A 23,084-nucleotide genomic window follows, 5' to 3' on the forward strand; every position below is an offset into this window, starting at 1 on the left:
GGCGCGGCGCCCGCGGCGCTCTGCTGGATACCTTGCGTGATGGCCGGCATCACCAGGCCCTTGAGCAGGTCGATGGCCTGGTTCGCGCCCAGCTGGTTGGCGGCCTGCATCAGGTCGTTCATCAGGCCGCCGCCCCCGCCGGAGGTACCCCCGGTGCCGCCGGACGCGATCGGCGAAGTGCCGCCCAGCGTCGACGGGTCACCCAGGATCGGGTAGGTGCCGCCGGCGCCCGGGTCCAATCCGGCCGTCGAGTCGATCGGCACCTCGCTGGGCGAAAGGCCAGGACTCGCCACCCCGGGCGTGAGTCCGGCCGGGCTGGTCAGCCCCGGGTTGGCGAGCGCGGGGTTGAGCCCGGCGGCCGGCGTCGTCGGCACCGCGCCCGGAGCGGTGACCCCGGGCGTACCCGGCGTCGTGGGCGGCAGGCCCGGGTTCGCCAACGCCGGGCTCGTCAAGCCCGGGCTGGTCAGCGCCGGACTGGTCAGACCCGGGCTGGTCAAGCCAGGGCTCGTCAAGCCAGGACTGGTCAGCCCCGGGCTCGTCAGGCCCGGGCTGGTCAGGCCAGGGCTGGCCAGACCCGAAGTGGTGGCACCGGTGCCACTCAAGGCGGGCACCGGCGGCAGGTTGATCCCGAACTGCGACAGCCCCTGCGACAGCGCGCCCATCAGCTCGCCGGGCAGGTCGGACATCACCGCGGCCTGCTTGAACTCGTGGTGCTCGGCCGGCTTGCTGCCGGCGGTCGATTCGTAGACCAGGAAGTATGCGCAAGGACTCGCCACTGCCACAGCGGCGACCGCGCTCATGGCTGTCGAAAGCTTGCGTCGGCGTCGATTCGGCACGGAAGTCTCCTCGTATCTGGACAACTATTCGAACTGCTTGTTGTGTCGGCGTGCCGTGCCCGTCCTATCCGGCATGAAGCACACAGAGTCGATGGTACGAGTGAGATTGCTGTGACTAGAGTGCCGATATTGAATCGTGAGGTAATTGGGACTCCGACCGTGACCGCCGATACCGGCCCCGCCAAAGCGGTCGTTATCTGGACCAAGCCCGACGCCGTGGCCTCGCCAAATGGGTAAGGCCCGCGCGGTCGGATACCCTAAGCAACCGATGACAGCTCGTTTCGACCTCCTCGTCGTCGGCTCCGGATTCTTCGGCCTGACCATTGCCGAGCGCGCGGCTACCCAACTCGGGAAGCGCGTGCTCATCCTCGAACGGCGCCCGCATCTGGGCGGCAATGCGTACTCCGAGGCCGAGCCCCAGACCGGCATCGAGGTGCACAAGTACGGCGCCCACCTGTTCCACACCTCTAATAAGAGGGTCTGGGACTACGTGCGCCAGTTCACCGACTTCACCGACTACCGCCACCGGGTGTTCGCGATGCACAACGGGCAGGCCTACCAGTTCCCGATGGGGCTGGGCCTGGTGTCGCAGTTCTTCGGCCGGTACTTCACCCCGGACGAGGCACGGCGGCTGATCGCCGAGCAGGCCGCCGAGATCAACACTGCGGACGCGCAAAACCTGGAGGAGAAGGCGATCTCGCTGATCGGCCGGCCCCTGTACGAGGCGTTCGTCAAGGGCTACACCGCCAAGCAGTGGCAGACCGACCCCGCCACGCTCCCGGCCGCCGTCATCAATCGGCTGCCGGTGCGCTACACGTTCGACAATCGCTACTTCAGCGACACCTACGAGGGCCTGCCGGTCGACGGCTACACCGCGTGGCTGGAGCGGATGGCCGACGACGACCGCATCGAGGTCCGGCTGAACACCGACTGGTTCGACGTGCGCGACCAGCTGCGCGCGGAATCCCCGGACGCTCCCGTCGTGTACACGGGCCCGCTGGACCGCTACTTCGACTATGCCGAAGGCCGGCTCGGCTGGCGCACACTGGACTTCGAGGTGGAAGTGCTGCCGATCGGGGATTTCCAGGGAACGCCGGTGATGAACTACAACGATCCCGACGTGCCCTACACCCGAATCCACGAGTTCCGGCACTTCCACACCGAGCGCGACTATCCGACCGACAAGACGGTCATCATGCGCGAGTACTCCCGCTTCGCCGAAGACGACGACGAGCCCTACTACCCGATCAACACCGAGGCCGACCGCGCCCTGTTGGCCGCGTATCGCGAACGGGCGAAGGCCGAGACCGCGTCGTCGAAGGTGCTGTTCGGTGGCCGATTGGGTACCTACCAATACCTGGATATGCACATGGCCATCGCGAGCGCGCTGAGCATGTATGAAAACACCCTTGCGCCGCACCTGCGTGACGGCGCGCCACTAGTCGAAGAGGAGGGCGCGCGGGCATGAGCGCCGTTAGCCTGCTGTCCCGAATCATCCTGCCCCGTCCGGGCGAACCCCTCGACGTGCGCAAGCTTTACCTCGAGGAGTCGACCACCAACGCGCGGCGTGCGCACGCGACGACGCGCACCTCGCTGCAGATCGGCGCCGAGTCCGAGGTGTCGTTCGCGACGTACTTCAACGCGTTCCCGGCCAGCTACTGGCGGCGCTGGTCGATTTGTCAGTCGGTGGTGTTGCGGGTAGAGCTGACCGGAACCGGACGCGTCGACATGTACCGGACCAAGGCCACCGGGGTGCGGATCTCGGTGGAGGGCCGCCAATTCGTCGGCACCGACGATCAGCCGGCCGTCGTCGAGATCGAGGTTCCCCTCAAGCCTTTCGAGGACGGCGGCTGGATCTGGTTCGACATCACCACCGACACCGCGGTCGGCCTGCTCAGCGGCGGCTGGTACGCGACCGAGCCCGCCCCGGGTACGGCCAACGTGGCCGTCGGCATCCCCACGTTCAACCGTCCCGCGGACTGTGTCAACGCGCTGGCCGACCTCACCACGGATCCATTGGTGGACAAGGTGATTGGCGCGGTGATCGTGCCCGACCAGGGCGTCCGCAAGGTGCGCGACCACCCGGACTTCCCCGCGGCGGCCGCCGGGCTGGGCGACCGGCTGTCCATCCACGACCAGCCGAACCTCGGCGGTTCCGGCGGATACAGCCGGGTGATGTACGAGGCGCTGAAAAACACCGATTGCCAACAGATCCTGTTCATGGACGACGACATTCGCATCGAGCCGGACACGATCCTTCGGGTGCTGGCGCTCGACCGCTTCGCCAAGACGCCGATGCTGATCGGCGGTCAGATGCTCAACCTGCAGGAGCCGTCGCACCTGCACATCATGGGGGAGGTGGTCAACCAGTCGAACTTCATGTGGACCGCAGCGCCCCACGCCGAGTACGACCACGACTTCGCCGAATTCCCGTTGAACGACAACAACGACCGAAGCGCGTTGCTGCACCGGCGCATCGACGTCGACTTCAACGGCTGGTGGACGTGCATGATCCCGCGCCAGGTCGCCGAGGAGCTCGGACAGCCGGTGCCGTTGTTCATCAAATGGGACGACGCCGAATATGGTCTGCGCGCCGGCGAGCACGGCTATCCGACGGTCACCCTGCCCGGGGCCGCGATCTGGCACATGGCCTGGAGCGACAAGGACGACGCGATCGACTGGCAGGCCTACTTCCACCTGCGCAACCGGCTGGTGGTCGCGGCGCTGCACTGGGACGGCGACATCACCGGATTGGTTCGCAGCCACCTGAAGGCGACGCTGAAACACCTTGCGTGCCTTGAATACTCGACGGTCGCGATCCAGAACAGGGCGATCGACGACTTCCTGGCCGGCCCCGAGCACATCTTCTCGATCCTGGAATCGGCGCTGCCGGAAGTGCACCGCATCCGCAAGCAGTACCCGGACGCGGTAGTGCTGCCGGCCGCGAGCGAACTGCCGTCGCCGCAGAACAAAACCAAGGCGATGAAGCCGCCGGTGAACCCCGTTTCCATCGGCTACCGGCTGGCGCGCGGGATTTTGCACAACATGACCGCGGCCGACCCGGAAGCCCACACGCGCCCGGAGTACAACGTGCCGACCCAGGACGCGCGCTGGTTCCGGCTGTGCACGGTGGACGGCGTGACCGTCACGACCGCCGACGGGTGCGGCGTGGTGTACCGGCAGCGCGACCGGCGAAAGATGATGTCGCTGTTGCTGAAATCGCTGCGCCGTCAGCGCCGGCTGCTGAGCCGGTTCGACGAGATGCGCCGGGTCTACCGGGAGGCGCTGCCCGCGCTGTCGAGCAAGCAGAAGTGGGAGACGGCGTTGTTGCCAGCCGGCGAACCCAAACATGGTTGAATCGGCCACCCCGCGCGGTGAGGTGGCCGCGCTGGTGGCCGTCCAGTCCGCGCTGGCGGATCGGCCCGGCGCGTTGGGCGCGGCCCGGGGGCTGTCCCACTTCGGTGAGCACAGCCTCGGCTGGCTGGTTGTGGCCCTGCTCGGTGCGGTGCTGAGTCCGAGCCGGCGCCGCGAGTGGCTGGTGGCCGGGGCCGGCGCGTTCGTCGCGCACGCCGCCGCCGTGCTGGTCAAGCGCGTGGTGCGGCGCAAGCGGCCCCACCACCCGTCCGTCGCGGTGAACGTCGGCACGCCGAGCCAACTGAGCTTTCCCTCCGCGCATGCCACCTCCACCACCGCCGCGGCGATCCTGATGAGTCGCGCCACCGGGCTGCCAAGAGGAATATTCGCCGTGTTGCTAATTCCCCCGATGGCGCTGTCGCGGATACTGCTGGGCGTGCACTATCCCAGCGACGTAGCCTTCGGCATCGCCCTCGGTGCCGCCGTCGCGGGAGTCGCGGACCGCGGCGACAAGAGGTGCCGGAAGAGGTGCGCCGAATGAGCGAAGACGTGGTGGTCGGGCCTCCGGCGAACTTGATCGTCGGGGTGGTCAAGGCGATCCGCCCGCGGCAATGGGTGAAGAACGTGCTCGTCCTGGCCGCGCCGCTGAGCGCGGCCGGTCGCGGCCACCGGTATGACTACGCCCAGCTGGCAATTCAGGTGTCGGTGGCCTTCGTGGTGTTCAGCTTGGCGGCCTCCGCCATCTACCTGATCAACGACGTCCGCGACGTCGAGGCCGACCGCGAACACCCCACCAAGAGGTTCCGCCCTATCGCGGCCGGCGTGGTGCCCGAATGGCTGGCCTATGCCCTGGCCGTGGCGCTCGCGGTGGCATCACTCGGCCTGGCCTGGTGGCTGACGCCCAACCTCGCGGTGGTGATGGCGGTCTACATCGGCATGCAGCTGGGCTACTGCTTCGGCCTCAAGCACCAGGCGGTGATGGACATCTGCTTCGTGTCGTCGGGGTTCTTACTCCGCGCCATCGCCGGGGGCGCGGCCACCGATACCCGGCTGTCGCAATGGTTCTTGCTGATCATGGCGTTCGGGTCGCTGTTCATGGCGGCCGGCAAGCGCTACGCCGAGCTGCAACTGGCCGAGCGCACCGGCGCGCAGATTCGCAAGGCGCTGGAAAGCTACACCGGGACTTACCTGCGGTTCGTCTGGACGTTGTCGGCGACCGCGGTGGTGATGTGCTACGGGCTGTGGGCCTTCGAGCGCGACCACGGCTCGGCCGGCTGGTTCTCGGTGTCGATGGTTCCGTGGACCATCGCGATCCTGCGCTACGCGGTCGACGTCGACGGCGGGCTGGCCGGGGAGCCCGAAGACATTGCGTTGCGCGACCGGGTGCTGCAGCTGCTGGCGCTGGCGTGGATCGCAACACTGGGTGCCGCCGTTGCCTTCGGCTAGCCCCCAACTGAAGGCAATGGGGGCGGGGGTGCTGCGCCGCCGGCCGGTGATCCGGCGGGCCGGCCGGCCGCTGTTCCCCTACGTCACCGCGGTGCGGGTCAGCCTGTGGATCAGCGTGGCGGTGGTGGCCGTCCTGTTCGGGTGGGGCGCGTGGCAGCGGCGTTGGATCGCCGACGACGGGCTGATCGTGCTGCGCACGGTGCGCAATTTGCTGGCCGGCAACGGCCCGGTCTTCAACCAGGGCGAGCGGGTCGAGGCGAACACCTCAACCGCGTGGACCTACCTGATGTACCTGGGCAGCTGGGTCGGCGGGCCGGTGCGCATGGAGTACGTGGCGTTGGCGCTGGCCCTGACGCTTTCGGTGCTCGGCGTGGCCTTGTTGATGCTGGGCGCCGGCCGGTTGTACGCGCCCAGCCTGCGCGGCCGCAGGGCGATCATGCTGCCCGCCGGCGCGCTGGTCTACGTCGCGCTGCCGCCGGCGCGTGACTTTGCCACCTCCGGCCTGGAGAGCGGCCTGACGCTGGCGTACCTCGGGCTGCTGTGGTGGATGATGGTGTGCTGGGCCCAGCCGGTGCGCGGGCGCCCGGGCGGCCCCGTCTTCATCGGCGCGCTGGCCTTCGTGGCCGGGTTCAGCGTTCTCGTCCGGCCGGAGCTGGCCCTGATGGGCGGGCTGGCGCTGATCATGATGCTGGTCGCCGCCCGCAGCTGGCGGCGCCGGGTGCTGATCGTGGTGGCCGGCGGATTCCTGCCGGTCGCCTACGAGATCTTCCGGATGGGCTACTACGGCCTGCTGGTGCCCGGCACGGCGCTGGCCAAGGACGCGGCCGGCGACAAGTGGTCGCAGGGGATGATCTACCTCTCGAACTTCAACGCGCCCTACGCCGTGTGGGTGCCGGTGCTGCTGCTGGTGCCGCTGGGCGTGCTGTTGGTGGTCGCCCGGCGGCGCCCGTCATTCCTGCGCCCGGCGTTGTCGCCGGATTACGGGCGCTTGGCCCGCGCGGTGCAGAGCCCGTCGGCGGTCGTCGCATTCGTCCTCGTCAGCGGGCTGCTGCAGGGGCTTTATTGGATCCGGCAGGGCGGCGATTTCATGCACGCGAGGGTGTTGCTGGCGCCGCTATTTTGTTTGCTGGCGCCGGTCGCGGTCGTTCCGCTCGCCCTTCCCGACGGCCAGGACTATTCCCGGGAGACCGGCTACTGGGCGGCCGGTGCCGCCGCCGCGCTGTGGCTGGGCGTGGCGGGCTGGTCGCTGTGGGCAGCAAACTCACCCGGGATGGGCGACGACGCCACCCACGTCACCTATTCGGGCATCGTCGACGAGCGCCGCTTCTACGCCCAGGCCACCGGGCACGCGCACCCGCTGACGGCCGCCGACTACCTGGACTACCCGAGGATGGCCGCCGTCCTGACCGCGCTCGACAACACCCCGGAGGGGGCGTTGTTGCTGCCGTCCGGCAACTACACCCAGTGGGACCTGGTGCCGATGCTGCAGCCCGCGCCCGGGGACGCCAAGGCGCCGCAAAAGCCGCAGCACGCGGTGTTTTTCACCAACCTGGGCATGCTCGGGATGAACGTGGGCCTCGACGTCAGGGTGATCGACCAGATCGGTCTGGCAAACCCGCTGGCCCAGCACACCGAGCGGCTGAAGCACGGCCGGATCGGGCACGACAAGAACCTCTTCCCGGACTGGGTGATCGCCGACGGTCCGTGGGTCAAGCTGTATCCGGGGATTCCGGGCTATTTGGACGTGAATTGGGTCGCCCAGGCCGTGGCGGCCCTGAAATGTCCCGAGACCCAGGCGGTGCTCAGCTCGGTGCGAGCCCCAATGACCTTGCACCGCTTCGTCTCCAACGTCGTGCACTCCTTCGAGTTCACCAAGTACCGAATCGATCGCGTTCCGCTCTACGAGCTCGCGCGGTGCGGGCTGCCGGTGCCGGCGGCAATCCCGCCGCCTCCGCGCGAGTAGAGGACCCGGAGGCGAAATTTTTTTCCGCCGGTGTCGAATTCGGCTCCGCCGGGGTGTCTCCAGACATTGCCAGCAATCTCACATCTGTGCTCTCACCAGTGCGCACCCGGGGGCAAGCACATGCGGAAACGCGGTTCTCCCCGCCGGAGTTTGGGCCCAAAATCGTTGGGTAGGAGCGTCAAATCGTGGTTTGCCCCAGCCTCTCGATGAGAGGGGACACACCAACGTGTGGTTGACTACACGAGCACTGCTGCGCGCGATGCGTATGCAGTCGGACCCAATTCGGGGATGCGTCCAATCGGAGAAATGCGCCGAAAGGCCGAAAGAAGGATGAGGAAGCAAGGATGACGCTTGTCGACAGGTTTCGCGGCGCCGTGGCCGGTATGCCACGACGGCTCGTGGTGGGGGCCGTTGGCGCGGCCCTGCTCTCGGGTCTGATTGGCGCCGTGGGGGGATCGGCGACCGCCGGGGCGTTCTCGCGCCCGGGTCTGCCGGTGGAGTACCTGCAGGTTCCCTCGGCCGCAATGGGCCGCGACATCAAGATTCAGTTCCAGAGCGGCGGCGCCAACGCGCCCGCGCTCTACCTGCTCGACGGCATGCGCGCGCAGGACGACTTCAACGGCTGGGACATCAACACCCCGGCGTTCGAGTGGTACAACCAGTCGGGCATCGCCGTGGTCATGCCGGTCGGCGGTCAGTCCAGCTTCTACTCCGACTGGTACAAGCCCGCCTGCGGTAAGGCCGGTTGCACCACCTACAAGTGGGAGACCTTCCTGACCAGCGAGCTGCCCGCGTACCTGCAGGCCAACAAGCAGGTCAAGCCGACCGGCAGCGCCGCCGTCGGTCTGTCGATGGCCGGTTCGTCGGCGCTGATCCTGGCGGCCTACCACCCGAACCAGTTCGTCTACGCCGGCTCGCTGTCGGCGCTGCTGGACCCGTCGCAGGGCATGGGGCCGTCGCTGATCGGCCTGGCCATGGGCGACGCCGGCGGCTACAAGAAGGACGACATGTGGGGTCCGTCGAGCGACCCGGCCTGGCAGCGCAACGACCCGTCGCTGCAGGTTGGCAAGCTCGTCGCGAACAACACCCGCATCTGGATCTACTGCGGTAACGGCAAGCCGTCCGACCTCGGTGGCGACAACCTGCCCGCCAAGTTCCTCGAGGGCTTCGTGCGGACCAGCAACCTGAAGTTCCAGGACGCCTACAACCAGGCCGGTGGCCACAACGCGGTGTTCAACTTCGACGCCAACGGCACGCACGACTGGCCGTACTGGGGCGCGCAGTTGCAGGCGATGAAGCCTGACCTGCAGTCCACGCTGGGCGCCACGCCCGGCGCCGGCCCGGCTACCGCCGCGGCCGCGGGCAACCAGGGCACCGGCACCTAAACCGAGCAGCAACGCAACTAGCGGCGGGCGCCTTTCGGGGTTCCCGCCGCTAGTTGTTCGCGGGCTGTGTGATCTGTTTCACTACCCGCGGGACGGGACGCTTGCGTCGCTGGTTAATGTGCAGACAGCGACTAGACGATGGAGGGTGGACATGAGGGTCGTGCGGGGTCTGTCAACGTTGCTGTTCGGAGTGGTGCTGGCCTTGGGGATGACGGGTCCCGTCGGGACGGCCCGGGCGGCGGGCTACGAAACCCTGATGGTCCCCTCGGCGGCGATGGGCCGCGACATTCCGGTGGCCTTCCTGGCGGGCGGTCCGCACATGGTCGTGTTGCTGGATCCGTTCGACGCCGCGCCGGACGTCAGCAACTGGGTCACCGCGGGCAACGCGATGAACACGCTGGCCGGCAAGGGCATCTCGGTCGCGGCGCCCGCGGGCGGCGCCTACAGCATGTACACCAACTGGGAGAACGACGGCAGCAAGCAGTGGGACACCTTCCTGTCCAGCGAGCTGCCCAACTGGCTGGCCGCCAACAAGGGCCTCGCGCCCGGCGGCCACGCCGCCGTCGGCGCCTCCCAGGGCGGCTACGCCGCGATGGCGCTGGCCGCCTTCCACCCCGACCGCTACGGCTTCGCCGGCTCGCTGTCCGGCTTCCTGTACCCGTCGAACACCACCACCAACGGTGCGATCCTGGCCGGCCTGCAGCAGTTCGGCGGCGTCGACGGCAACGGCATGTGGGGGGCGCCGCAGCTGGGCCGGTGGAAGTGGCACGACCCCTGGGTGCACGCCTCCCTGCTGGCGCAGAACAACACCCGGGTGTGGGTCTTCAGCCCGACCACCGACGCCGCCAGCGATCCGGCCGCCATGATCGGGCAGGCCGGCGAGGCGATGGGCAACAGTCGGATGTTCTACCAGCAGTACCGCAGCGTCGGCGGGCACAACGGCCACTTCGACTTCCCCGGCGGCGGCGACAACGGCTGGGGCTCGTGGTCGGGTCAGCTCGGGGCCATGTCGGGCGACATCGTGGGCGCGATCCGCTAGTACGGCACCGCTTGCTGGCCCGGGGCCCCGCCCCGAAACGCCGGTACCGTGTAGGGAGTGCAGCAGGGGGCGGGACGTCCGCTTGCCTGGAACCGAGCTGCGATCCACCAACTCTGCTAGCAGGAGAACATGACGACGAGCGCGCGGCGCAAGCGCCACCGAACCCTCGCCTGGATCGCCGCCCTCGCCGTGGCCGGTGTCGTGTTGCTGGTCGTCGTGGCCGTCATCATGCTGCTGCGCAACCCCGAAACGCCGCCCAGCGCGGTGCCCCCCGGCGTCCTGCCGCCGCCCTCCACCACGACCCACCCCCACAAGCCGCGGCCCGCGTCCCAGGACGCCTCGTGCCCCGACGTGCAGCTGATCAACGTCCCGGGGACCTGGGAGTCCGCCCCGCAGGACGACCCGCTCAACCCGGGGCAGTTCCCGAATGCGTTGCTGCACAAGGTGACCGCGGACATCTCCCAGCAGTTCCCGTCGTCGCGGGTGCAGACGTTCACCACCCCCTACACGGCGCAGTTCCACAATCCGCTGAGCGGCGACACGCAGATGTCCTACAACGAAAGCCGGGCCGAAGGCACCCGCGCGACCGTCCAGGCGATGACGGACATGAACGCCAAGTGCCCGTTGACGAGTTACGTGCTGATGGGCTTCTCCCAGGGCGCGGTGATCATCGGCGACATCGCCAGCGACATCGGCAACGGCCGCGGACCCGTCGACGACGACCTGGTGCTCGGTGTGACATTGATCGCCGACGGCCGTCGCCAGGACGGCGTGGGCAACGACGTCGGGCCCAACCCGCCGGGCGAGGGCGCCGAGATCACCCTGCACGAGGTGCCGGTGCTGTCCGGGCTGGGCCTGACCATGACGGGCGCGCGGCCGGGTGGCTTCGGCGCACTGAACGGCAAGACCAACGAGATCTGCGCGCCGGGCGATCTCATCTGCGCCGCACCGAACGAGGCGTTCAGCGTCGCCAAGCTGCCCGACACCCTGAACACGCTGGCCGGAGGCGCCGGGCAGCCGGTCCACGCGCTTTACGCCACCACCCAGTTCTGGAATCTCGACGGGGCGCCGGCGACCGATTGGACGCTGAATTGGGCCCGCGGGCTGATCGAGAACGCGCCGCATCCCAAACATGGGTGACACAGCGACGACGTAGGCGATCCGTGACGCGATCGGCGGTACCTTGTGATTTGGTCTGCCGCCAGGCGGCCCTTAACATTAAGAGAAATTTAAGAGCAACCAGAACTTCGTTGCGGCCCCTATTGGGGGTCGAGCCGGCTGGGACAGGCACGGACCGGCGCTGCCAGGCGGGTGCGTGCATAGGCGGCTCGTGTATAGAGGACGCGTCGGCGAAGCCGGCCAGAGGTATTGAGTCGGCGAAGCCGACCAGACATGGTTGTGACAGGAGAGGGCGGCATGGCGTACCACAACCCGTTCATCGTGAATGGAAAAATCAGGTTCCCGGACAACACGAACCTGGTTCGTCACGTTGAGAAGTGGGCGAAGGTTCGCGGCGACAAGCTCGCCTACCGCTTCGTCGACTTCTCCACCGAGCGCGACGGTGAGTACCGCGACATCTCGTGGTCGGAGTTCAGCGCCCGCAACCGCGCCGTGGGGGCGCGCCTGCAGCAGGTCACCCAACCCGGTGACCGCATCGCGATCCTGTGCCCGCAGAACCTCAACTACCTGATCGCCTTCTTCGGGGCGCTTTACGCCGGCAGGATCGCCGTGCCCCTGTTCGACCCGAGCGAACCGGGCCACGTCGGCCGTTTGCACGCCGTGCTCGACGACTGCGCCCCGTCGACGATCCTGACCACCACGGAGGCCGCCGAGGGGGTCCGCAAGTTCATCCGCGCCCGCGCGGCCAAGGAACGGCCCCGGGTGATCGCCGTCGACGCGGTGCCGGCGGAGGTCGCCTCCACCTGGCAGGAGCCGGTCGCCGACGAGAACACCATCGCCTACCTGCAGTACACCTCCGGATCCACGCGCACCCCGACCGGTGTGCAGATCACTCACCTGAACCTGCCCACCAACGTGCTGCAGGTGCTCAACGGCCTCGAGGGCAAGGAGGGCGACCGCGGGTTGTCGTGGCTGCCGTTCTTCCATGACATGGGCCTGATCACCGCGCTGCTGTCGCCGGTCCTCGGCCACAACTTCACCTTCATGACCCCGGCCGCGTTCGTGCGGCGGCCCGGCCGGTGGATCCGCGAGATGGCGCGCAAGCCCGACGACGCCCCGGACTGCGAGGTCTTCACCGTCGCACCGAACTTCGCCTTCGAGCACGCCGCCGTGCGCGGGGTGCCCAAGGAAGGCGAGCCGCCGCTGGACCTGAGCAACGTCAAAGGCATCCTCAACGGCAGCGAGCCGGTGTCGCCGGCGTCGATGCGCAAGTTCTACGAGGCGTTCGCGCCCTACGGCCTGCGCGAGACCGCGATCAAGCCGTCCTACGGCCTGGCGGAGGCGACTTTGTTCGTCTCCACGACGCCGATGGACGAGGCGCCCCGGGTCATCTACGTCGACCGCGACGAGATGAACAACCAACGCTTCGTCGAGGTGGCCCCGGACTCACCCAAGGCCGTCGCGCAGGTGTCCGCGGGCGTCATCGGCGTCGACGAGTGGGCGGTCATCGTCGACCCCGACACGGCCACCGAGTTGCCCGACGGTCAGGTCGGCGAGATCTGGTTGCACGGCAACAACCTGGGCACCGGCTACTGGGGCAAGGAAGCCGAGACCAACACGACCTTCCGCAACATCCTCAAGTCGCGGATCAGCGAGTCGCACGCCGAGGGCGCCGCGGACGACGGGATGTGGGTGCGCACCGGCGACTACGGCACCTACTACGACGGCCACCTCTATATCGTCGGCCGCATCAAGGACCTGGTCATCATCGACGGCCGCAACCACTACCCGCAGGACCTCGAGTACTCGGCGCAGGAAGCCAGCCGGGCGCTGCGGACCGGCTATGTGGCCGCCTTCTCGGTGCCGGCCAACCAGCTGCCCCAGGAGGTCTTCGACAACCCGCACGCCGGCCTCAAGTACGACGCCGAGGACGGCTCCGAGCAGCTGGTGATCGTCGCCGAGCGCGCCGCCGGCACGCACAAGCTGGACTACCAGCCCATCGCCGACGACATCCGGGCCGCCATCGCCGTGCGGCACGGCGTCACGGTGCGTGACCTGCTGCTGGTGCAGGCCGGAACCATTCCGCGCACCTCCAGCGGCAAGATCGGGCGCCGCGCGTGCCGCGCCGCCTACCTCGACGGAAGCCTGCGCAGCGGCGTCGGTTCCCCGACCGCCTTCGCGGGCGAAAACGACTGAACCCAGGAACCATGACTGACATAGACGAACCCCAGGAGAATCTGCCCGCCAAGAAGACCGAGATGACGGTCCCCGAGATGCGCCAATGGCTGCGTAACTACGTCGCCAAGGCCACCGGGCAGTCACCCGATTCGATCGACGAGTCGGTGCCGATGGTCGAGCTGGGCCTGTCGTCGCGCGACGCGGTGGCGATGGCCGCCGACATCGAGGACATGACCGGTGTCACGCTGTCGGTCGCGGTGGCGTTCCAGCACCCGACCATCGAATCGCTGGCAACGCGGATCATCGAGGGCGAACCCGAACCGGACCTGACGGGCGACGACGTCGTCGACTGGTCGCGCAAGGGACCGGCCGAGCGCGTCGACATCGCGGTCGTGGGGCTGGCCACCCGGCTGCCGGGCGACATGAACAGCCCCGACGAAACCTGGCAGGCGCTGATCGAGGGCCGCGACGCCATCACCGACCTGCCCGAGGGCCGCTGGGAGGAATTCCTGGAGGAGCCGCGGCTGGCCGAGCGTGTCGCGAAGGCCCGCACCCGCGGCGGCTACCTGAAGGACATCAAGGGCTTCGACTCCGAGTTCTTCGCGATCGCCAAGACCGAGGCCGACAACATCGACCCGCAGCAGCGGATGGCGCTGGAGCTCACCTGGGAGGCGCTCGAGCACGCGCGCATCCCGGCGTCGAGCCTGCGCGGCGAGGCGGTCGGCGTGTACGTCGGCGTCTCCAATCATGACTACGGCTTCCTGGCCATCTCCGACCCGACCGTCGCGCACCCCTACGCGATCACCGGTAACTCGCCGTCGATCATCGCCAACCGGGTGTCCTACTTCTACGACTTCCGCGGGCCTTCCGTCGCCGTCGACACCGCGTGCTCGAGCTCGCTGGTGGCGATCCACCAGGCCGTGCAGGCGCTGCGCAACGGCGAGGCCGACGTCGCGGTGGCCGGCGGCGTCAACGCGCTGATCACACCCGCGGTGACGCTGGGCTTCGACGAGATCGGCGCGGTGCTGGCCCCCGACGGCCGGATCAAGTCGTTCTCCTCCGACGCCGACGGCTACACCCGCTCGGAGGGCGCCGGCATGCTGGTGCTCAAGCGGGTCGATGACGCCCGCCGCGACGGCGACCAGATCCTGGCCGTGATCGCCGGCACCGCGGTCAACCACGACGGTCGGTCCAACGGCCTGATCGCGCCGAACCAGGACGCGCAGGCCGACGTGCTGCGCCGGGCCTACAAGGACGCCGGCATCGATCCGCGCACCGTCGACTACATCGAGGCGCACGGCACCGGCACCGTCCTGGGCGACCCCATCGAGGCCGAGGCGCTGGGCCGGGTCATCGGCAGGGGCCGTCCGGCCGACCGTCCGGCGCTGCTGGGCGCGGTGAAAACCAATGTGGGACACATGGAGTCGGCCGCCGGGGCGGCCAGCATGGCCAAGGTGGTGCTGGCGCTGCAGCACGACAAGCTGCCGCCGTCGCTGAACTTCGCGGGCCCCAGCCCGTACATCGACTTCGACGCGATGCGCCTGAAAGTCATTGACACGGCGACCGATTGGCCGCGCTACGGCGGCTACGCGCTGGCGGGCGTGTCGAGCTTCGGCTTCGGCGGGGCCAACGCGCACGTGGTGGTGCGCGAGGTGCTGCCCCGCGACGTGGTCGAAAAAGAGCCGGAGCCCCAGGCCGAGGCCACGGCGGCCACCGAAGCGGCCGAAGCGCCCACCTTCGAGGCGCACTCGCTGCGGTTCGACGACTTCGGCAACATCATCCCCGACGCCTCCGCGGCGGTCGAGGTGGGGGCACCTCCCGCTTGCGGGGGAGAAGAGCCCGACCTTCCGGAGGTCACCGAAGAGGCACTGAGCCTCAAGGAGGCCGCGCTGGAAGAGCTTGCGGCGCAGGAGCTTCCGCCGCCGGTTATCCCGCTTGTCGTCTCGGCGTTTTTGACCTCGCGGAAGAAGGCCGCGGCCGCCGAGCTCGCGGACTGGATGGAAAGCCCCGAGGGCCAGGCGTCGTCGCTGGAATCGATCGGGCGGTCGCTGTCGCGCCGCAACCACGGCCGCTCGCGCGCGGTTGTGCTGGCGCATGACCACGAGGAGGCCATCAAGGGCCTGCGCGCGATCGCCGAGGGCAAGCAACGGCCGAACGTGTTCAGCGTCGACGGGCCGGTGAGCAACGGGCCGGTCTGGGTGCTGGCCGGTTTCGGTGCGCAGCACCGCAAGATGGGCAAGAGCCTGTATCTGCGCAACGACGTCTTCGCGCAGTGGATCGAGAAGGTCGACGCGCTGGTCCAGGACGAGCTGGGCTACTCGGTGCTCGAGCTGATCCTGGACGACTCGCAGGACTACGGCATCGAGACCACCCAGGTCACCATCTTCGCGATCCAGATCGCGCTGGGCGAGCTGCTCAAGCATCACGGCGCCAAGCCCGCCGCGGTGGTCGGCCAGTCGCTGGGTGAGGCCGCGTCGGCGTACTTCGCCGGCGGCCTGTCGCTGCGCGACGCGACCCGGGCCATCTGCTCGCGCTCCCATCTGATGGGCGAGGGCGAGGCGATGCTGTTCGGCGAGTACATCCGGCTAATGGCCCTGGTGGAGTACTCCGCCGAGGAGATCAAGACGGTGTTCTCCGACTTCCCCGACCTGGAGGTGTGCGTCTACGCCGCGCCCACCCAGACCGTCATCGGCGGCCCGCCCGAGCAGGTGGACGCGATCATCGCCCGCGCGGAATCCGAGGGCAAGTTCGCGCGCAAGTTCCAGACGAAGGGCGCCAGCCACACCTCGCAGATGGACCCGCTGCTGGGCGAGCTCGCCGCGGAACTGCAGGGCATCAAGCCGATGAGCCCGACGTGCGGGATCTACTCGACCGTGCACGAGGGCAGCTACATCAAGCCCGGCGCCGAGCCCATCCACGACGTCGACTACTGGAAGAAGGGGCTGCGCCACAGCGTCTACTTCACCCACGGCATCCGCAACGCCGTCGACAGCGGGCACACCACCTTCGTCGAGCTGGCCCCCAACCCGGTGGCGCTGATGCAGGTGGGCCTGACGACGGCGGACGCCGGCCTGCACGACGCCCAGCTGATCCCGACGCTGGCGCGCAAGCAGGACGAGGTCGAGTCGATCGTCTCGACCCTGGCGCAGCTGTACGTCTACGGGCATGACCTGGATCCCCGGACCCTGTTCACCCGCGCCGCCGGGCCCCAGGACTACGCGAACATCCCGCCGACCCGGTTCAAGCGCAAGGAGCACTGGCTGGACGTGCACGTCGCCACCAGCAGCGGCTCGGTGCTCATGCCGGGCAACCACGTCGCGCTGCCGGACGGCCGGCACGTCTGGGAGTACGCGCCCCGCGGCCTGACGGACCTGGCGGCGCTGGTGAAAGCCGCTGCGGCCGAAGTCCTTCCGGACGCGCAGCTGACCGCCGCGGAGGAGCGCGCCAAGCCGGGCGAGGGCTCCCGGCTGGTGACCACGCTGACCCGGCATCCCGGCGGCGCGTCGGTCCAGGTGCACGCCCGCATCGACGAGTCGTTCACGTTGGTGTACGACGCGCTGGTGACCCGGGGCGGCACCGAGTCGGTGCTGCCGGTCGCGGTGGGCGCCGGCACGGCGATCGCGGCCCCGAGCAACGGGGCCGTCGCGGAGGCTCCCTCCGATGGTCCGGAGGAGGAGGCGCTCGGCGACAGCTTGACCAACCGCTACATGCCGGCCGGATTCACCAAGTGGTCACCGGATTCGGGCGAGACCGTCGCCGACCGGCTGGGCGCGATCGTCGGCGCCGCAATGGGTTACGAGCCCGAGGACCTGCCGTGGGAGGTGCCGCTGATCGAGCTGGGCCTGGACTCGCTGATGGCGGTGCGGATCAAGAACCGCGTCGAGTACGACTTCGACCTGCCGCCCATCCAGTTGACGGCCGTGCGCGACGCCAACCTCTACGCCATCGAGAAGCTGATCGAGTACGCGGTCGAGCACCGCGACGAGGTCGAGCAGCTGGCCGAGCACCAGAAGACGCAGACGGCGGAGGAAATCGCCAGGGAGCAGGCCGAATTGCTCAGTGGCGCCACGCCCGCCTCGGTGGCGGCGCCGGCCCCCGATCCTCAGGCCGAGCCGGCGACGCAAGCGCCCTCGGCCTCCGACGTTCCCGTCCCGCCGCCGCCGACCGACCCGTCGGGCCCGGCCGGCGGCACCAATGGCGCGCAGCCGAACCTGGCCGGGGCGGCCGAGGCGCTCAACTCCGAGGCGGTCGCCAAGGCGCTCAACTCCGACGTGCCCCCGCGCGACGCGGCCGAGCGGGTCACCTTCGCCACGTGGGCGATCGTGACGGGCAAGTCCCCGGGCGGCATCTTCAACCCGCTGCCCAAGCTGGACGCCGACACGGCCGCCAAGATGGCGCAACGGCTTTCGGAGCGCGCCGAGGGTCCGATCACCGCCGAGGACGTGCTGACTTCGGAGAACATCGAGGCGCTGGCCGACAAGGTGCGCGAGCACCTGGAGGCCGGGGTGGTCGACGGGTTCGTGCGCACGCTGCGGGCGCGCCCCGAGGGCAGCACCCGGACACCGGTGTTCGTGTTCCACCCGGCCGGTGGTTCGACGGTGGTCTACGAGCCGCTGCTCAACCGGTTGCCGGCGGACACGCCGATGTACGGCCTCGAGCGCGTCGAGGGCACGATCGAAGAGCGTGCGGCGCAATACGTTCCGAAGCTGATCGAGATGCAGGGCGACGGGCCCTACATCCTGGCCGGCTGGTCTCTGGGCGGCGTGTTGGCCTACGCGTGCGCGATCGGGCTCAAGCGGATGGGCAAGGACGTCGAGTGGGTCGGATTGATCGACGCGGTGCGCGCCGGCGAGGAGATCCCCCAGACCAAGGAGGAGATCCGCAAGCGCTGGGACCGTTACGCCCGGTTCGCCGAGAAGACGTTCAACGTCACCGTCCCGGCGATCCCCTACGAGCACCTCGAGCAGCTCGACGACGAGGGCCAGGTCCGGTTCGTGCTGGAGGCGATCAGCCAGAGCGGGGTGCAGATCCCGGCCGGGATCATCGAGCACCAGCGCACGTCGTACCTGGACAACCGGGCCATCGACACCGCCCAGATCCAGCCGTACGACGGGCACGTCACGCTCTACATGGCCGATCGCTACCATGACGACGCGATCACGTTCGAGCCGCGCTACGCGGTGCGGCAACCGGACGGCGGCTGGGGAGAGTACGTGTCCGACCTCGAGATCGTGCCCATCGGTGGCGAGCACATCCAGGCCATCGACGAGCCGATCATCGCCAAGGTCGGCGCGCACATGACCCAGGCGCTGAACCAGATCGATGCCGAACGGCAGCAGGACAAGTCCGAACAGGTTAGGTAGGCAAGCAGTGACGGAGACCGTGCCAGCTCCAGCGCCCGTTCAGCACACGACCGCGGAGAAGTTGGCCGAGCTGCACGCTCGCCTCGAGCTGGCCAAGGAGCCCGGCGGCGAAAAGGCCGCCGCCAAGCGCGACAAGAAGGGCATCCCGAGCGCCCGCGCCCGGGTGCACGCGCTGGTCGATCCCGGCACGTTCTTCGAAGTCGGGGCGCTCGCCAAGACCCCGAACGACCCGAACGCGCTCTACGGCGACGGGTGCGTCACCGGCCACGCCATGATCGACGGCCGCCCGGTCGGGGTGTTCTCCCACGACCAGACCGTGTTCCAGGGCACCGTCGGCGAGATGTTCGGCCGCAAGGTGGCCCGGTTGATGGAATGGTGCGCGATGGTCGGGTGCCCGATCATCGGCATCCAGGACTCCGGCGGCGCCCGCATCCAGGACGCGGTCACCTCGCTGGCGTGGTACGCCGAGCTGGGCCGACGCCACGAAGCGCTGTCCGGGCTGGTGCCGCAGATCTCCCTAATCTTCGGCAAATGCGCTGGGGGAGCGGTGTATTCGCCGATCCAGGACGACCTGCTCGTTTCGGTGCGCGACCAGGGCTACTTCTTCGTGACAGGACCCGACGTGATCCGCGAGGTCACCGGCGAGGACGTCACCCTCGACGAGCTCGGCGGCTCCGACGCGCAGGCCCGCTACGGCAACATCCACCAGGTCGTCGACTCCGAGGCCGAGGCGTTCCAGTACGTGCGCGACTTCCTGTCGTTCCTGCCGTCCAACTGCTTCGACAAGCCGCCGATCGTCAACCCCGGGCTGGAGCCGGAGATCACGCCGACCGATCTGGAGCTCGACTCGATCGTGCCGGACTCCGACAACATGGCCTACGACATGCACGAGATCCTGCTGCGCATCTTCGACGACGGCGACTTCCTCGAGGTCGCCGCGCAGCACGGCCCCGCCATCATCACCGGCTACGCCCGGGTCGACGGGCGCCCGGTCGGCGTGGTCGCCAACCAGCCGATGCACCTGTCCGGGTCCATCGACAACGAGGCCTCGGACAAGGCGGCCCGGTTCATCCGGTTCTGCGACGCGTTCGACGTCCCGCTGGTCTTCGTGGTGGACACCCCCGGCTTCCTGCCGGGCGCCGAGGAGGAGAAGCGGGGCATCATCAAGCGCGGCGGCCGCTTCCTCTACTCGGTGGTCGAGGCCGACGTCCCGAAGGTGACGATCACGATCCGCAAGTCCTACGGCGGCGCGTACGCCGTGATGGGCTCGCGGCAGCTGACCGCCGACTTCAACTTCGCCTGGCCGACCGCGCGCATCGCGGTGATCGGCGCCGAGGGCGCCGCACAGCTGCTGATGAAGCGGTTCCCCGACCCGACCACGCCCGAGGCGCAGCAGATCAAGAAGGACTTCATCGAGGGCTACAACCTCAACATGGCGATCCCGTGGACCGCCGCCGAGCGGGGCTTCATCGACGCGGTCATCGATCCGCACCAGACCCGGCTGCTGCTGCGCAAGTCGATGCACCTGCTGCGGGACAAGCAGTTGTGGTTCCGCGTCGCGCGCAAGCACGGGCTGATCCCGGTCTAGTTTTTACCGCGAGCTGAGGTGCCCCCAGCTCGCGAGTGACTAGAGCGCCAGCGCGCCGGCGGCCAACTCGTCGAAACGCTCCAGCGCCTCGTCCGATTCGTCCTCGATCCCGCGCAGCGGGCCCCGATCGGCGAGGTAGCGCCGCGCATGCAGCCGGGCGACGAGCGCCTTGCGGTCACCGCCACGGGTCTCCCGTTCCCACGCGGCCTGCTCGGTGAGCAGCGCGCCCGCATAGACGTCACCCATGAACTGGGCCAGCGGGAACAGCCGCGCCTCGGCGACCTCCCGGTCGAGCTTGCTCCAGGCCGTGATCGCCGCGTCGAGGTCCTCGATGCGCCCGGCCACCAGGCGCGTTGACGCGTCGTCGTCGGAAACCGACACCGCATCGCGCAGCCGCGCCAGCAGCGTCTCGTGCGCGCGGGACTGCTCGATGCCGCGCCGCACGTCGAGGCACAGGATGTTGTCGGGGCCCTCCCAGATCGTGTTGACCTGCGCGTCGCGCAGCAGCCTGGCCACCGGCCACGTCTCGATATAGCCGTTGCCGCCGTGGATTTCGATCGCGTCGGACGCCGCGGTGATGCCCAGCCGGCATACCCTGAGCTTGCTGACGGGCACGGCGATGCGCTGGCGGATGGCGCGGGGTTGGCGGTGGTTGGCGGCCCCGGTGCCGTCGAACACGAGCGCCAGCGCCGCCTCGACGTCGACGATCATCTCGGCGAGCTTGCGCCGCATCAGCGGCTTGTCGATGAGCGCCCCGCCGAACGCATGCCGCTGCCGGGCGTAACACAGCGATTCCACCAGGGCGCGACGGGCGTTGGCGAGCCCGAACAGGGCGATGCCGAGGCGCGCGGCGTTGGTCAGCTCCATCATGCGGCCCAGCCCCTTGCCGTCGGACGGGCCCGCCTCCTCGCTCGGGTCGCCGGACAGCAGGAACGCCTCGGCGTCGACGAACTCGACCTCGCCGGAGGCCACCGAGCGGGTGCCGAGCTTGTCCTTGAGCCGCCGCACCCGCACCCCGTTGCGCGACCCGTCGCGGCGGTTGCGCAGCACGAGGAAGTTCGCGACACCGCGCGAGGAGTCCGGGGCGCCTTCCGGTTTGGCCAGCACGACGAACGCCTCGCCCGCGCAATTCGACGCGAACCACTTGAACCCGTTGAGAATCCAGGCGTCACCGGCGCGCGTCGCCGTCGTCTCCAGCGCGCCCAGGTCGGAGCCGCCGGTGCGTTCGGTCAGCAGCTGCGCCGTTTCCCCCGCCCACTCACCCGAGGCGAACTTGGCCAGCACGTGCTCGCGGACGTCGGCCGGCGCGTAGGCGGCCACCAGCGACTGCACCATGCCGCCCCCGGTACCCAGCGCGCAGCCCATCCCGATATCGGCCTGATTGAGCAAATAGTTGGACGCGAACAGGGGCAGGCCCGAACTCACCTTGGCCGCCCGCGCGTCGTCGCGCAGGGCCTGCTGGGCATCCAGCACCGCGCGCTTGGACTGCGTGAACGACGCCGGCATGACCACCTCGCTGACGTCGTGTCCCCACCGGTCGTAGCGTTCCAGCCGCGGCGGGTTGCGGTCGGTCGCCTCGGCCCACCGCGCCACCGGACCGCCCATCAGTTCGCCCATGCCCGCCAAATGCGGCTCCACCACGGCCAATTCGTCGGGTTGTAGGTAGTAGGCCATCGTGAACTGCAGGGTCGGATCGGTGCGATACCAGTTCAGGCCCACGGCGCCGCGGTAGTTCTCGGTCCGGTAGCGCTGCGACTTTTCTTGGGTGGAGAAGGGTAGCCGGTCGACGGCTTCCGATCCGTAGCGCGGATTGCACTCGCTCATTACGCGACGGTATTACAGCTGGAATGAGGAGCGAAAGACGCTCGCGGTAGCCCCTTCCCTGGAGGACGGCCGCGGCGGATGATCGGCTCAGAAGCTGACGATCGAGGGGAGTCGATGATGAAAGCCGGCGTGGGTGATTGGCTCGTGATCAAGGGCACGACGACCGAATTGGCGGATCAGTGGGGCGAAATCACGGAGGTTCGCGGGCCCGACGGCGCGCCGCCGTACGTGGTGCGCTGGCTGACGAACGGCCACGTGACGACGGTCTTCCCCGGCCCGGACGCCCTCGTCGTCACCGCGGCCGAACACCAACGGGTGGAGGATAAGGCGCGGCACCGGGTCGGGAACTGACCAAGCCGAAAGCGCTTAGACCGGCGCCAGGAATTCGGACGCATAGGACTCGGCCGGGTTTTGCGAGTTCGGGTTCGCGCGCTGGACAACCACCCAGACGCCCGTCGTGCCCTGCCGAATGCCGTCCGCGACGGTCACCGTCGCATTGCCCGCCGCGTCGGTGTCCATTCCGGTGAATGCGGTGCCCGGGTCGCCGGGGCCACAGGTGGCCGCGGACGAGCGGGGCTCCTGGATCAGGCCGACGTCGTAATGGGTGCCCGGCCGGTCGGGAATTGTGACGTGCACTTGCGCGACGGCTTTTGAGCCCGAAGTGCTGATAACGGCGGAGCCGTCGCCCAGGAGGGCCCGGGGCACCATCGGCGTCGTTGTCACCAGGCTGAAATCGCAACGCCGCTGCTCGGCGTCCAGGGCGACCCGGGTGCCGCTTTCGGCGGCCGCGTTGGCGATTTTGAAGGTCGCCGCCGGGAAGATCGCCACGGTCATTGCCGCGGTGCAAGTCCCTAATCGTGTCAGCGTGTGCATTGGGCCGCCTTTTAACGTTTGTGTTAGTTACCTCACAGGGGGAGTAGTTATTGACCGGCGGTATGCGAAATTAAACATTCGCTCTGGAATTACTCAAACGTCAATTCCGGACGCTA

General features: G+C 68.7%; 15 protein-coding genes. 12 read left to right on the forward strand and 3 right to left on the reverse strand.

From position 1 onward, the window contains the following. Positions 1-836: PirG (locus A5655_RS03295; protein ID WP_197508579.1), on the reverse strand; the 836-nt coding region annotated here is incomplete at its 3' end. A gap of 268 nt (positions 837-1,104) precedes the next feature. Between A5655_RS03295 and glf the strand changes: the two genes are divergently transcribed. The 11 genes from glf (at position 1,105) to A5655_RS03350 (ending at position 20,271) form a co-directional block, all read left to right on the forward strand. After that, entirely contained in the window at positions 1,105-2,304 is a 1,200-nt protein-coding gene (gene glf / locus A5655_RS03300; protein WP_067005613.1) for a UDP-galactopyranose mutase, read from the forward strand. Next, entirely contained in the window at positions 2,301-4,193 is a 1,893-nt protein-coding gene (locus tag A5655_RS03305; RefSeq protein WP_067005543.1) for a glycosyltransferase, read from the forward strand. Before glf ends, A5655_RS03305 begins: the two co-directional genes overlap by 4 nt. Continuing rightward, positions 4,186-4,731, forward strand: a complete 546-nt coding sequence (locus A5655_RS03310) for a phosphatase PAP2 family protein (protein WP_067005545.1) — start codon at positions 4,186-4,188, stop codon at positions 4,729-4,731. Before A5655_RS03305 ends, A5655_RS03310 begins: the two co-directional genes overlap by 8 nt. Further along, the gene (locus A5655_RS03315) at positions 4,728-5,636 is read left to right on the forward strand and encodes a decaprenyl-phosphate phosphoribosyltransferase (protein ID WP_067005547.1); all 909 of its coding nucleotides are present in this window, start codon (positions 4,728-4,730) and stop codon (positions 5,634-5,636) included. Before A5655_RS03310 ends, A5655_RS03315 begins: the two co-directional genes overlap by 4 nt. After that, on the forward strand, positions 5,623-7,599 hold the full coding sequence (aftB, locus tag A5655_RS03320; RefSeq protein WP_304441641.1) for a terminal beta-(1->2)-arabinofuranosyltransferase: 1,977 nt from the start codon (positions 5,623-5,625) through the stop codon (positions 7,597-7,599). Before A5655_RS03315 ends, aftB begins: the two co-directional genes overlap by 14 nt. Positions 7,600-7,943: 344 nt before the next feature. After that, entirely contained in the window at positions 7,944-8,984 is a 1,041-nt protein-coding gene (gene ag85A, locus A5655_RS03325; RefSeq protein WP_067005559.1) for a diacylglycerol acyltransferase/mycolyltransferase Ag85A, read from the forward strand. 160 nt (positions 8,985-9,144) lie between these two features. Then, a complete protein-coding gene (locus tag A5655_RS03330; protein ID WP_369807161.1) occupies positions 9,145-10,023 on the forward strand; it encodes an alpha/beta hydrolase-fold protein in 879 nt (292 codons plus the stop codon). Between the two features lie 129 nt (positions 10,024-10,152). Continuing rightward, positions 10,153-11,163, forward strand: a complete 1,011-nt coding sequence (locus A5655_RS03335) for a cutinase family protein (RefSeq protein WP_067005563.1) — start codon at positions 10,153-10,155, stop codon at positions 11,161-11,163. Between the two features lie 276 nt (positions 11,164-11,439). Then, positions 11,440-13,338, forward strand: a complete 1,899-nt coding sequence (gene fadD32 / locus A5655_RS03340; RefSeq protein ID WP_067005565.1) for a long-chain-fatty-acid--AMP ligase FadD32 — start codon at positions 11,440-11,442, stop codon at positions 13,336-13,338. Between the two features lie 11 nt (positions 13,339-13,349). Further along, a complete protein-coding gene (gene pks13 / locus A5655_RS03345; protein WP_067005567.1) occupies positions 13,350-18,683 on the forward strand; it encodes a polyketide synthase Pks13 in 5,334 nt (1,777 codons plus the stop codon). After that, a complete protein-coding gene (locus tag A5655_RS03350; protein ID WP_231999054.1) occupies positions 18,643-20,271 on the forward strand; it encodes an acyl-CoA carboxylase subunit beta in 1,629 nt (542 codons plus the stop codon). The genes pks13 and A5655_RS03350 overlap by 41 nt, the downstream gene beginning before the upstream one ends. A gap of 39 nt (positions 20,272-20,310) precedes the next feature. Here A5655_RS03350 and A5655_RS03355 read toward each other — a convergent pair whose 3' ends face one another. Further along, positions 20,311-22,095 (reverse strand): acyl-CoA dehydrogenase family protein, encoded by a 1,785-nt coding sequence (locus A5655_RS03355; protein WP_067005569.1) that lies wholly within the window; start codon positions 22,093-22,095, stop codon positions 20,311-20,313. Between the two features lie 117 nt (positions 22,096-22,212). On the opposite strand from A5655_RS03355, the gene A5655_RS03360 reads away from it, so the two are divergent. Further along, a complete protein-coding gene (locus tag A5655_RS03360; RefSeq protein ID WP_067005616.1) occupies positions 22,213-22,446 on the forward strand; it encodes a DUF1918 domain-containing protein in 234 nt (77 codons plus the stop codon). A gap of 15 nt (positions 22,447-22,461) precedes the next feature. Here the strand turns inward: A5655_RS03360 and A5655_RS03365 are convergent, their stop codons facing one another. After that, complete coding sequence (locus A5655_RS03365; protein WP_231999055.1) at positions 22,462-22,929, reverse strand: hypothetical protein; 468 nt, start codon at positions 22,927-22,929, stop codon at positions 22,462-22,464. Between the last annotated feature and the right edge of the window lie 155 nt (positions 22,930-23,084).

Source organism: Mycobacterium sp. 1081908.1, from assembly GCF_001673535.1.
Lineage (GTDB): Bacteria > Actinomycetota > Actinomycetes > Mycobacteriales > Mycobacteriaceae > Mycobacterium.